The organism is Pseudobutyrivibrio sp. AR14 (genome assembly GCF_900101325.1).
Taxonomy (GTDB): domain Bacteria; phylum Bacillota; class Clostridia; order Lachnospirales; family Lachnospiraceae; genus Pseudobutyrivibrio.
The window spans coordinates 20,640-32,966 of the sequence record NZ_FMUY01000017.1 but is presented as its reverse complement, the minus strand read 5'-3'; the positions used below and the strand labels follow the sequence as shown (position 1 = coordinate 32,966).

Sequence of the window (12,327 nt, the reverse complement as noted above, 5' to 3'; positions counted from 1 at the left end):
TAGTGTGAAAATATTGCACAAAAATCGCTGCTGTTTTTCTGCTATTTTTACAGACAAAATTGTTTGAAGTGGGGTACAATTTGTGTTTCAATAGAAAAGGACCGTCTGCGACCCCGTTTAAAAACAGGCGGTTTCAGTATCGTTATTTATATTTTTAGGAGGATTTTGTAATGGCTAACAAATGGGTTTATATGTTTAGCGAAGGTGACATGACAATGCGTAATCTTCTCGGTGGTAAGGGTGCTAACCTTGCAGAGATGACAAGTATTGGGTTACCAGTTCCACAGGGTTTCACAATCACAACAGAGGCTTGTACACAGTACTACGAGGATGGCCGAAAGATTAACGACGAGATCATGGCTCAGGCTATGGACGGCGTTAAGAAGATGGAGGAGATTAACGGCAAGAAGTTCGGTGACCTTAAGAATCCACTTCTCGTTTCAGTTCGTTCAGGTGCACGTGCATCTATGCCAGGTATGATGGATACAATCCTTAACCTTGGTCTTAATGATGAAGTAGTAGCAGCTATGATCGCTGGTAATCCAGATCCAGCTTTCGAGCGTTTCGTATACGATTCATACAGAAGATTTATTCAGATGTTCTCAGATGTAGTTATGGAAGTAGGTAAGAAGTACTTCGAGCAGCTCATCGATGAGATGAAGGAAAAGAAGGGTGTTAAGTTTGACGTAGACCTTACAGCAGCAGATCTTAAGGAGCTTGCTGAGCAGTTCAAGGCTGAGTACAAGAATCAGCTTGGTTCTGACTTCCCTTCAGATCCAGTAGAGCAGTTAAAGCTCGCTATCGAGGCTGTATTCCGTTCATGGGATAACCCTCGTGCAAACGTTTACAGAAGAGACAATGATATCCCTTATTCATGGGGTACAGCAGTTAACGTAATGCCTATGGTATTCGGTAACTTAAATAATGAGTCTGGTACTGGTGTTGCATTTACTCGTGATCCAGCTACAGGCGAGAACAAGCTTATGGGTGAGTTCCTTATCAACGCACAGGGCGAGGACGTAGTTGCTGGTGTTCGTACACCAATGCCAATCGCTCAGATGGAGAAGGAGTTCCCAGAGGCATACGCAGAGTTCATCAAGGTATGTGAGACTCTTGAGAATCACTACCATGATATGCAGGATATGGAGTTCACAGTAGAGAACAAGAAGCTTTACATGCTCCAGTGCCGTAACGGTAAGAGAACAGCTCCAGCTGCTCTTAAGATTGCTTGCGACCTCGTTGATGAGGGACACAAGACTCCAGAAGAGGCTGTAGCAATGATCGACCCACGTAACCTTGATACACTTCTTCACCCACAGTTCGAGGCTGCTGCTCTTAAGGCTGCAACTCCACTTGGTAAGGGTCTTGGTGCATCTCCAGGTGCTGCTTGCGGTAAGGTTGTATTTACAGCTGATGACGCAGAGGCTTGGGCTGCTAGAGGAGAGAAGGTAGTTCTTGTACGTCTTGAGACATCTCCAGAAGATATCACAGGTATGAAGGCTGCTCAGGGTATCCTTACAGTTCGTGGTGGTATGACATCACACGCTGCCGTTGTTGCTCGTGGTATGGGTACATGCTGTGTATCTGGTTGCGGCGACATCAACATGGATGAGGAGAACAAGAAGTTCACTCTTGCAGGCACAACATTTACAGAGGGTTCTGAAATCTCAATCGATGGTACAACAGGTAACATCTACGCTGGTATCATCCCAACAGTTGACGCTGTAATCGCTGGCGAGTTCGGTCGTGTTATGGCTTGGGCTGATGAGTTCAGAAGACTTAAGGTTCGTACAAACGCAGATACTCCAGCTGATGCTAAGAAGGCTAGAGAGCTTGGTGCAGAAGGTATCGGTCTTTGCCGTACAGAGCACATGTTCTTCGAGGCTGACAGAATTGCAGCATTCCGTGAGATGATTTGCTCAGATACAGAGGAAGAGAGAGAAGTTGCTCTTGATAAGATTCTTCCTTACCAGCAGGGAGACTTCAAGGCTCTTTATGAGGCTCTTGAGGGATGCCCAGTTACAATCAGATTCCTTGATCCACCACTTCACGAGTTCGTTCCTACAGAGGATGCTGATATCGAGAAGCTTGCAAAGGCTAAGAATAAGTCAATAGAAGAAATCAAGAATATCTGCGAGTCACTCCACGAGTTCAACCCAATGATGGGTCACAGAGGATGCCGTCTTGCAGTTACATATCCTTCAATTGCTAAGATGCAGACAAAGGCTGTTATCCGTGCAGCACTTGAAGTACAGAAGGCTCATCCAGATTGGAATGTTAAGCCTGAAATCATGATCCCACTTGTATGTGAGGTTAAGGAGCTTAAGTACGTTAAGCAGGTAGTTGTAGAGACAGCTGACGCTGAAATCGCTGCTGCTGGTGCTAAGCTTGAGTACGAGGTTGGTACAATGATCGAGATCCCAAGAGCTGCTCTTACAGCTGATGAGATTGCAGCAGAGGCAGACTTCTTCTGCTTCGGTACAAACGACCTTACACAGATGACATTTGGATTCTCTCGTGATGATGCTGGTAAGTTCTTAAATGCTTACTATGACACAAAGATCTTCGAGAACGATCCATTTGCTAAGCTTGATCAGACAGGTGTTGGTAAGCTTATGGAGACAGCTATCAAGCTCGGTAAGCCAGTAAATCCAAACCTTCACGTAGGTATCTGCGGTGAGCACGGTGGTGACCCATCTTCAGTAGAGTTCTGCCACAAGATTGGTCTTGACTATGTATCATGCTCTCCATTCAGAGTACCAATCGCTAGACTTGCTGCAGCACAGGCTGCTATCGCTAACAAATAATAAAGAGCAATCTTTTTTAGAGAGAGTCAGTCGACTCTCTCTTTTTTGGTCCAGGGGGACGGGGTTAGTGGTTCATTTTTAAACTAATCTAGAATTGTTGGAGGAGTACATGGAACTAAAGGCATTGGAATATGATTTGACCGTATGCAAGGTTGAATTGATTGAGGAAATTGATATGACATCTGATTTTTTCTTCATAGGTAAAACAGATGAAGAAATATCTTTGGTTTGTAAGACGGCCGATACACCGAGAGAAACAATAGAACGCGATGATGGGTGGAAAGGGTTCCGCATTCAAGGTGTTCTTGATTTTTCGCTGATAGGAATCTTATCAAAAATATCAGGTATTCTTGCAGATAATAGTATTGGAATTTTTGCCGTATCAACTTTCAATACAGATTATATTCTTGTAAAGGCAGAAAATTTCGACAGAGCTTTAAGTGTACTGTCTGCAGAAGAATACATTATTTTATAACTTTCATTTTATTATAGGAGGATGTTTTTAAGATGAATAAAAAAGCATTAGCTGTAGCATTGGAGCTAATCCCAATAATATCAGCTCCGCTTGCAATTATATTTATTTATTCAAGTGTAGATTCGCAAGTAATCAGAAGCCTTATAGGTGTATTTACGTTGCTTGGCTTCTTTGGATTTGTATTTTCTTTTATCGGTAGAAGGATTGCAAAGGAAGAAAAAATAGTTAGAGTACTAGGCATATTGGATATACTAGCGACAGTAGCAATTATCATCATGTATGTGCTTGTTTTTATTGCATTGGGATCATAGGAGCCGATTACAGTAATCTATATGATAATAGCAGGAGACACTTCAGTGCCTCCTGCTATGTTTTATTTTACATATTCTTCAATTGCACGGCTAACAAATTCAGCAGTACCAGTTCCGCCGGCGTTATCAATATTCGCCTGGAATTCTGCATTGGCTACATACATCTTGCCAAGGCCCGCAAGAATTTCATCGGTGCATTCGTAGAAGTTCTGTGTGATGTAGTCTTGGATTTCCTTTACCATAGCTTGAGTTTCAGCAGATTTAGGCTCAGAATCCTTAATCGCCCCACATTTCTCGAATAGCTTCATGAATTCATGCCATAGTTTTTTCTCATCATCCTTTGTGCGAGAAGAAGCTTTTGTTTCATATTCAGCAAATGCATTGGTTTCACCCCAGTGCTCCTTTGCTTTTTTTGTATATTCATCTAACTTACTAGTATCAAATGCTGTAAAATCCATAAAATTATTACCTCCGTTTTGTATTCCACGGGCAAATTCTATAAGGTTTTCCAGATGTTCTTTTTTCATAGTAAGAAGCTCTATCTGTTGTTCCACGGCCTTTTGCTTGTCAAAGTTTGGCCGCGTAACTATTTCCTTAATTTCCTTTAATGGGAATTCAAGCTCCCTAAATAATAGTATCTGTTGTAAGCGTTCCATTGCTGCATCGTCATACAGCCTATACCCTGACTCGGTGTACTCAGCCGGCTTCAGTAGTCCAATCGAATCATAGTATTGCAGTGTGCGTATACTCACCCCTGCTAATTTGCTTACTTCATTTACTGTCATCATAGCTTTTCCCTCCGTGGTAATTATACAATAAACTACGACGTAACGTCAGGGTCAATATCTTTTCTAAAAAAATTCTTGCTGTGTGGCATAACTTCAGTGCCGGATTTCAAAACCTACGGGTATATTTTAAAAAATGCGTTTTCACCCGTAGGAAAATGCTGCTTTTGATAGTGCTCGGTCGATATGATTGACAGTTGCAACCCATGATTCATAATCTGTCCTCTAATAAAGCCGAGATAATACACACTAGGCGAGATTTTTCGAAAATTTTACGGTATAATTTTGAAGAATGAAAATAAACCCGTAGGTTTGGTGAAATGGCCCTGGGGGACGGGGTTAGTGGTTCATTTTGGGGGATAATATGATTGAAACAGAGCGTTTATTGCTGAGAGAGTATAGGATGGATGATTTTGATGCCCTTTACGAAATAATGTCTGATGCTGAGACGATGCAGCATTATCCGTCGCCTTTTGATGAGGATCGGACAAAGGGCTGGATTACATGGAATTTGGACAATTATGAGAAGTATGGGTTTGGACTTTGGGCTGTTGTGCTAAAGGAAACAGGTGAGTTTATCGGAGACTGTGGAATTACCATACAAAATATCGATGGGGAAATGCTCCCGGAGATTGGGTATCACATTCATAAGAAATATTGGAGACGTGGATTCGCAAAAGAAGCTGCAAGGGCTGTGCGTGACTGGGTTTTTCAAAATACACAGTATGATACAATCTATTCGTACATGAAGTATACAAATGTAGGTTCATATTCCACGGCTGTAGCCAATGGTATGAAGAAAGTAAAAGAATATCCTGATCCTAAAAATACTATTTCTTATGCCTACGCTATTACTCGTTCAGAATGGGAAGCAATGCAATGTAAATGAGTTAAAGGGGACGATATGATGACTAGCATAGAACGTATTACCAAGATGGAAGCCATTTTGGAACAGGCAACAGCTGCAATGGATGAGTTGGAGCAGAAAATAGATAATCTTTACAAGATGCAGGACGACATTAAAAAGTTAGAAGCCTACTATTCCAGTGAGGAATGGAAGCGTGACTTTGCCTTGGATGAGAAGGGGAAGCTTCCAAAGGAGCTAAAGCGTGGCGTTTTATCAGAAGATGCTATCTATGATTTGCTTGAGCGAAACAAGGAATTGTTGGCTACAGTTAGCAATTACAAAGACTAATGATTGCTAAAGTGGAAACGCAACCGCTTCATTGGAAAAAGCATATAAAACGATTGGCTAGAGTTTACAGTAGAAAATGGAAATGGAGAATATTTATGAAGCTTATAGTTGTAGACATACAAAAAGGAATAACCGACGAAAGATTATATGATTTTGAGGGCTTTATAAAGAATGTGACAAATATCATTGATGCGGCGAGAAAAAATAACGTTGAGGTTATTTATGTGCAGCATGATGATGGACCGGGCTCAGGTTTTTCTATTGGCGATAGAGATTTTGAGATTGCAGATCAGATGACGCCAAAAGAAAATGAGAAAATATACTTTAAGACCATAAACAGTTGCTTTGGCAATTCTGATTTCGTAGATTATCTTAAGAGCTCCGGAGAAAAAGATTTGATGATAGTTGGATTGCAGACAAATTTTTGCATTGATGCGACTGTTAAATCGGCTTTTGAAAGAGGTTTCAATGTGATAGTTCCTCAGGGAACAAATTCTACTTTTGATAATGATTACATGGACGGTGAAACTACTTATAGATATTACAACGAGATGATGTGGCCAAAAAGATTTGCAAGTTGCATTTCTGTTGATGAGGCAATAAAGATGATTTGCCTAAAAAACTTATAGAAGCTATAATAAGAAAAGTTTCGAAAATAAGGAGTATAGAATGAGTACAGAAATCACAGGTAAGAATGTTGGCAAGACATGCCGCACACATTACAGAGGTACATTTAACGATGGAACACAGTTTGATTCATCATATGATAGAGGCGAGCCACTTGAATTCGTTTGTGGAGCCGGTATGATGATCAAGGGATTTGATAAAGCTGTTGCAAATATGGAAGTTGGCGAAAAGGTAGATATTCATCTTATGCCAGAGGAAGCATACGGACAGCCTGATGAGGACGCTATTTTTACAGTAGAGATAGCACAGCTTCCAGGCTCTGAGGAGCTAGAGGTAGGCCAGCAGGTATATTTACAGGATCCATACGGAAGACCATTCCCTGTAAAAGTTGTTGCCAAGGACGAGAATAATATCACTCTCGATGCAAATCACGAGATGGCCGGCAAAGAGCTCAATTTCGCAATTGAGCTTGTAGAAGTATTGTAATTTATAAAAACCTGATCTGAGGATTAGGTTTTTATTTTTAAGGAGGGGACTATGATAACGGTAAATTTATATTATAAGGGGACAAATGGAAGCGCTCGCGCATTCGCTGATGAAATGGAAGCATCCGGTATTGCAGATGCAATTAGAGCAGAGGCAGGAAATCTTCGCTACGAATATTTTCAGCCTATCAATGACCCGGAAACAGTTTTGCTCATTGATTCATGGGCAGACCAGGCTGCTATAGATGCCCATCATGCATCGCCTATGATGAAGCAGCTTGCTGAATTACGAGAAAAGTATAATCTTCACATGACTGTTGAGAGATTTGTAAGCGACGAATATGAGGCAGATAAAAAGTTTATTAGAAGTTAGAGTTGAAGACTTGGAATAGATTTTCCGCGGCCCAATATTTGATAAAGAGAATAATGAAAATGTAGGTGTAATAGAATGATAGGATTAGGGACTTTAATTAACACAGTAGCTATTATTTTTGGAGGATTAATTGGCAATTTTACTGGTAAATTGTTTAAAGAAGATCAGCAACATGCAATAACTAAGGCTTGCGGAATCAGCGTTTTGTTTATTGCTATAGCTGGTGCTATGCAGGGAATGATGGCTATTGATGGTAAAAATCTTGTCAGTGGAAAATCAATGCTTGTTGTCCTTTGCATTGTATTTGGAACTATAATTGGCGAATTAATTGGAATAGAAAATGGTTTTGAGCGCTTTGGAGAATGGCTTAAGGTAAAATCGGGAAATAGTGGTGATAAGGAATTCGTAAATGCGTTTGTAACAGCGTCCCTAACAGTTTGTATTGGAGCTATGGCGATAGTTGGTGCTATTCAGGATGGAATCTTGGGAGACTATTCTACATTGGCTGTAAAATCCGTGCTTGATTTTATCGTAGTTGCAGTTATGACTTCATCATTAGGAAAGGGCAGTGCTTTTTCGGCAATCCCTATTTTCTTGTTTGAGGGGTCCATAACTTTGCTTGCCAAACTGATTTCACCAATTATGACTGATATGGCAATAGCTTATCTGTCACTTATTGGATCTATACTAATTTTTTGCGTTGGTGTAAATCTCGTATGGGGAAAAACAGTGCGAGTTGCAAACATGCTTCCTGGATTAATATTTGCTGTTGTAGCTGTATATATTCCAGGCGGAATATTTTAAAGACTATAGCTAGCTAAAGGATTCTTTTATGTGAGAAAGGAATCTTTCGGCTATAGGTGTAAATGTTTGATAGCGATTCCATGCTATATATATTTTGTTTTCAAGCTTTGGAGACAGTGGTCTAAATACAAGGCCGCTGTCTTTTGATGTATTAATAAGATGTTTATATGTTAAAAGGTACCCAAGACCTTCCATAGTGAAAATGGAGCCATTATAAGAAAGGCGGAAGGAACCCTCCAGTTGAAGCTCTGAAAATCTGCTTCCAGCCCAGTTCTTTATATCTCCATTCCATGCTTGGTCTGAACAGAACAGTGGCAAGCCAATAAGGTCATCCAAACGGATGGCTTTTTTCTTTGCAAGGGGATCATTCTCAGGAATAATAAGACCCCAAATATCTGCTCGGGGAAATTCTATATATTCGTATTTACGAACATCAGGCTGTTCAACAAAAACTACAAAATCCAACAGTCCCTTATCTACTTTTTCAGAAAGCTGTTCTGTATCACCGCTTGTGATGTGGTAGTGGAGATTTGGATAGCTTTCTTTAAATGCTTTGATGGATTTTGCAAGATATCTTAGCTGATATGATTCTGCAAGCCCAAGATACAGTTCGCCGCCATTTATGTCGTCAAGAGATACGAATTCCTGCTCAATTTTGTCGGCCATGCGGACGAGATCTTCGGCTCGATTGCGAAGAAGGATTCCTTCCTCTGTCAGTTTTATACTAAAGCTGTGTCTAGTAAAAAGCTTTTTCCCAAGCTCCTCCTCAAGTGATTTCAGTTGTTTTGATAAAGTGGGCTGAGTTACATGTAAAAGCTCAGCAGCTCTACTCATATTTTCTTCTCTTGCTACAGCAAGGAAATATCGTAAGGTTCTGATTTCCATGTGATTTCTCCTATAGTATATCCTGGATAAAAAACTTATCGCTATATGATATGCGCAAAAGGAATATCATATTATTCATTATAACCATTAGCGAAAAAGTCCACAAGCAAATACAATTTAACTGTAAACAAGAGAACAATTAGTTAATGAGGAAAACTCATGGATAAAGAATGTTTAAAACAGATGCTTATTGATGTGGGATGTGATGATGAGGTTATGGAAAAAATATTGAATCGATTAAATTCGGGCAATGTGAAAGAGCTTCTAAATCTGCTGAAAAAAGAGAGATGCCACGTCATGGATGAATATCATGAAAGTGTAAGGAAAGTAGATTGCATGGATTTCATGATTAGAAAAATTGAAAAAGAAATTAATCAATAATTTAGGAGGGTTCAAGTGATGATTAGAAAAGAAGAACTTAATTTAGTGACAGAGTGGGATAAGACTTTTCCAAAAAGTGAAAAAGTAGAACATAGCAAGGTGACATTTGTGAATCGCTATGGGATTACGCTTGCTGCAGATATGTATGTGCCTAAAAATGCAGAAGGCAAGCTTGCTGCTATTGCAGTGTCTGGACCTTTTGGAGCAGTCAAAGAACAATGCTCAGGACTATACGCGCAGACAATGGCGGAGAGAGGATTTCTCACAATAGCATTTGACCCATCATTTACAGGTGAAAGTGGGGGAAATGTAAGATATATGGCGTCGCCTGATATTAATACAGAAGATTTTATGGCTGCCGTTGATTTTCTTTCGCTAAATGATAAAGTAGATTCTAATAGAATTGGAATTATAGGAATATGCGGCTGGGGCGGCATGGCTATAAACACTGCTGCACTTGATACAAGAATCAAAGCAACAGCTGCCATGACTATGTATGACATGACAAGAGTTAATGCTAAGGGGTATTTTGATTCTGAAGATAGTGAAGAAAAGCGATACGAAGCCAAGAAAGCTTTGTGTGCTAGACGTCTTGAGGATCTAAAGGCTGGAGAATATTTAAGAGCAGGCGGTGTTGTGGACCCGCTTCCAGAGGATGCACCATTTTTTGTAAAGGATTATTTTGATTATTACAAAACTAGTCGAGGATATCATAATCGTTCCCTTAATTCCAATGATGGATGGAATATGATTGGCTGTGAGTCTTTTGTAAATCAGCCTATTCTCCAATACAGTAATGAGATTAGAAGTGCAGTTCTTCTTGTGCATGGAGAGAAGGCTCATTCTTGCTACTTTTCAAAGGATGCATATGCGGACATGATTAAGGACAGCAAGTATGTAGAAAATAAGGAAATTATGATAATTCCAGATGCAGTACATACTGATCTTTATGATGGCGGAGAAAAGGATTATATCCCATTTGACAAGTTGGAGAGCTTTTTTAACGAGTATTTAAAATAAGGAGAGAGAAAATGAGTGAGAAAATAGTACAGACTGCAGGGCGTCAACAGCTAGGAGAATTTGCTCCAGAGTTTGCACATTTCAATGATGATATTCTTTTTGGAGAAAACTGGAATAATCAGGATATCGATGTAAAGACTAGAAGTATTATCACTGTAGTTGCCCTTATGTCTCAAGGAATCACAGACAGCAGTCTTAAATATCATATCGCAAATGCTAAAAATCATGGAGTTACTCAAAAAGAAATGGCGGCGGTAATTACTCATGTGGCATTTTATGCTGGATGGCCAAAAGCATGGGCTGTGTTTAATCTAGCTAAGGAAGTATATAATGAGCCAATCCCGGAAATGACCGACAAAGACCGTTATCAGAATACAATTTTCTTCCCAATAGGTGCGCCAAATGATGCCTATGCTCAGTATTTTGATGGTCAGAGTTATTTGGCACCAGTTTCTAAGGAGCAGATATCTATATTTAATGTGACATTTGAACCTGGCTGTAGAAATCACTGGCATGTTCATCATGCGACCAGCGGTGGCGGACAGATGCTTATATGTGTCGGCGGAAGAGGCTATTATCAGGAAGAAGGAAAAGAGGCAAGAGAGCTCCATCCAGGAGATGTAGTAAATATACCTGCTAATGTAAAGCATTGGCATGGTGCAGCCAAGGATTCATGGTTCTCACATCTGGCTATTGAAATAGATGGAGAGAATACAAGCAATGAATGGCTTGAGGCAGTTTCTGCTGAAGATTATAACAAGTTAAAATAGATGTACATACAATAGCGTCTAATCAAGTAGATTAGGCGTTATTTTTTCGGCGGAATAAGTGGGGGATAGAATTTACTTTTTTGCAATTCGCATTTTCGGTATAATTATAAAAATAGATTGTGTAAAGGATATATAGTAATTATGACAGCTGGAGAAATGTGGAGAGCATCTGGCATTGATGGTGAATATATAGCATGGGGATTCGGTGATGATGCTGATACACTTGCAAAATTAGTAAAAAATGGGATAAAGACTGCTACCTGCTCTGCCCATGTATTTTATGAAATAGAAGATGAAGATTTACCCCAAAAGGGAGATTATAATATTATTCTTGATTCTAATGAAAATGCAGTTTGTATTATTAAAACAATAAATGTATATGTCACTAGGTTCAATGCTGTTTCAGAAGAACATGCATATAAAGAGGGCGAAGGTGACCGTTCTTTGGAATATTGGAGAAAAGTGCATAAGGAATTTTTTACAGAAGAGCTAAAGTCGTTAAATCAAGAGTTTGATGAAAATATGGAGCTAGTTTGTGAGGAATTTGAGGTAGTCTATAAAGAAAACGGAGTAGTTATTTAATATAAGATAATATGGGGGATATTAATGCATAAGAATGGATGCGTAAAAGTTGGTAATACAGATATGTATTATGTAGCTTTTGGGGAAGGAAAAAAGAAACTGGTAGTTTTACCGGGATTATCAGATGGCTTGTGGACTGTAAGGGGAAAAGCATGGCTTTTAGCGGGCTCATATAAAAAGTTTTTTACCGACTATACGGTTTACATGTTTAGCAGGAAAAATTGTATTCCAGAAGGCTATTCTATTGAAGATATGGCAGATGACCAGGCACAGGCAATGAGAAACATAGGAATTGATAAAGCTATGGTGATGGGAGTATCTCAGGGCGGAATGATAGCACAATTTCTGGCTGCAAATCACCCTGAGCTTGTTGAAAAACTAATTCTTGTTGTGACAGCACCCTATGCAAATGAAACAATAAAAACTGTTGTTTCAAAATGGATAGATATGACAACCACAGCTTCTCATACAGAATTAATGCTAGATACTGCTGAGAAGGTTTACACAAAAGAATTCAATGAAAAGAATAAGAGTTTTCTTCCTCTTGTAGCCCGATTTACTAAGCCTAAAAATTATGATAGATTCTGTAAAAACGCATATGCGATATTGGATTTTGATGCGAGAGGTGTACTATCTCAAATAAAATGTCCAACATATATTTTATCTGGTGACTGCGATAACACAGTGGGAAATGACGCTCCCTATGAGCTACATGATGCAATTGCCGGCAGTGAAATGCAGATTTTTAAAGGACTTGGACATGGCCTTTTTGAGGAAGACAAGGATTTTTATAATAAAGTATTAGAATTCTGCAATAGATAAATCCT

General features: G+C 39.5%; 15 protein-coding genes and 1 pseudogene. 14 read left to right on the top strand and 2 right to left on the bottom strand.

All coding sequences use genetic code 11. The annotated features are described in order from the left end of the window. The first annotated feature begins 170 nt into the window (after positions 1-170). The 3 genes from ppdK to BLP50_RS12620 all read left to right on the top strand — a co-directional run bounded on the left by ppdK (position 171) and on the right by BLP50_RS12620 (position 3,593). A complete protein-coding gene (ppdK, locus tag BLP50_RS12630; RefSeq protein WP_090155324.1) occupies positions 171-2,807 on the top strand; it encodes a pyruvate, phosphate dikinase in 2,637 nt (878 codons plus the stop codon). Positions 2,808-2,916: 109 nt separating this feature from the next. Continuing rightward, positions 2,917-3,282: an ACT domain-containing protein gene (locus BLP50_RS12625; RefSeq protein ID WP_090155323.1), complete on the top strand. Its 366-nt coding sequence runs from the start codon at positions 2,917-2,919 to the stop codon at positions 3,280-3,282. Positions 3,283-3,314: 32 nt separating this feature from the next. Continuing rightward, positions 3,315-3,593 (top strand): hypothetical protein, encoded by a 279-nt coding sequence (locus tag BLP50_RS12620; RefSeq protein WP_090155320.1) that lies wholly within the window; start codon positions 3,315-3,317, stop codon positions 3,591-3,593. Positions 3,594-3,655: 62 nt separating this feature from the next. On the opposite strand, the gene BLP50_RS12615 is transcribed toward BLP50_RS12620, so the two are convergent. Further along, positions 3,656-4,381: a MerR family transcriptional regulator gene (locus BLP50_RS12615; RefSeq protein ID WP_090155318.1), complete on the bottom strand. Its 726-nt coding sequence runs from the start codon at positions 4,379-4,381 to the stop codon at positions 3,656-3,658. Between the two features lie 361 nt (positions 4,382-4,742). Here BLP50_RS12615 and BLP50_RS12610 point away from each other — a divergent pair, with 361 nt between their 5' ends. The 6 genes and pseudogenes from BLP50_RS12610 to BLP50_RS12585 all read left to right on the top strand — a co-directional run bounded on the left by BLP50_RS12610 (position 4,743) and on the right by BLP50_RS12585 (position 7,862). Further along, positions 4,743-5,267 (top strand): GNAT family N-acetyltransferase, encoded by a 525-nt coding sequence (locus tag BLP50_RS12610; protein ID WP_090155316.1) that lies wholly within the window; start codon positions 4,743-4,745, stop codon positions 5,265-5,267. Positions 5,268-5,282: 15 nt separating this feature from the next. Beyond that, positions 5,283-5,573 (top strand): DUF4298 domain-containing protein, encoded by a 291-nt coding sequence (locus tag BLP50_RS12605; RefSeq protein ID WP_090155314.1) that lies wholly within the window; start codon positions 5,283-5,285, stop codon positions 5,571-5,573. A gap of 95 nt (positions 5,574-5,668) precedes the next feature. Next, complete coding sequence (locus BLP50_RS12600) at positions 5,669-6,202, top strand: cysteine hydrolase family protein (RefSeq protein WP_090155312.1); 534 nt, start codon at positions 5,669-5,671, stop codon at positions 6,200-6,202. A gap of 49 nt (positions 6,203-6,251) precedes the next feature. Next, positions 6,252-6,686 (top strand): annotated as a pseudogene (locus tag BLP50_RS12595) (FKBP-type peptidyl-prolyl cis-trans isomerase); the annotation flags it as partial. 51 nt (positions 6,687-6,737) lie between these two features. Beyond that, a complete protein-coding gene (locus BLP50_RS12590; protein WP_090155308.1) occupies positions 6,738-7,058 on the top strand; it encodes a putative quinol monooxygenase in 321 nt (106 codons plus the stop codon). 75 nt (positions 7,059-7,133) lie between these two features. Beyond that, a complete protein-coding gene (locus BLP50_RS12585) occupies positions 7,134-7,862 on the top strand; it encodes a DUF554 domain-containing protein (RefSeq protein ID WP_090155306.1) in 729 nt (242 codons plus the stop codon). Positions 7,863-7,871: 9 nt separating this feature from the next. Here the strand turns inward: BLP50_RS12585 and BLP50_RS12580 are convergent, their stop codons facing one another. Then, positions 7,872-8,747, bottom strand: coding sequence for a LysR family transcriptional regulator (locus BLP50_RS12580; protein WP_090155304.1), 876 nt, complete (start codon positions 8,745-8,747; stop codon positions 7,872-7,874). A gap of 159 nt (positions 8,748-8,906) precedes the next feature. On the opposite strand from BLP50_RS12580, the gene BLP50_RS12575 reads away from it, so the two are divergent. From BLP50_RS12575 to BLP50_RS12555, 5 genes are all read left to right on the top strand, one after another. Then, positions 8,907-9,128 (top strand): hypothetical protein, encoded by a 222-nt coding sequence (locus BLP50_RS12575; RefSeq protein WP_090155301.1) that lies wholly within the window; start codon positions 8,907-8,909, stop codon positions 9,126-9,128. A gap of 18 nt (positions 9,129-9,146) precedes the next feature. After that, on the top strand, positions 9,147-10,148 hold the full coding sequence (locus BLP50_RS12570; protein WP_090155299.1) for an alpha/beta hydrolase: 1,002 nt from the start codon (positions 9,147-9,149) through the stop codon (positions 10,146-10,148). 11 nt (positions 10,149-10,159) lie between these two features. After that, positions 10,160-10,918, top strand: a complete 759-nt coding sequence (locus BLP50_RS12565) for a carboxymuconolactone decarboxylase family protein (RefSeq protein WP_090155297.1) — start codon at positions 10,160-10,162, stop codon at positions 10,916-10,918. 141 nt (positions 10,919-11,059) lie between these two features. Next, entirely contained in the window at positions 11,060-11,500 is a 441-nt protein-coding gene (locus BLP50_RS12560) for an ASCH domain-containing protein (RefSeq protein ID WP_090155295.1), read from the top strand. Between the two features lie 24 nt (positions 11,501-11,524). Continuing rightward, positions 11,525-12,322 carry an alpha/beta fold hydrolase gene (locus tag BLP50_RS12555; protein ID WP_090155293.1) on the top strand — a complete coding sequence of 266 codons (798 nt, stop codon included), beginning with the start codon at positions 11,525-11,527 and terminating at the stop codon, positions 12,320-12,322. The last annotated feature ends 5 nt before the right edge of the window (positions 12,323-12,327 follow it).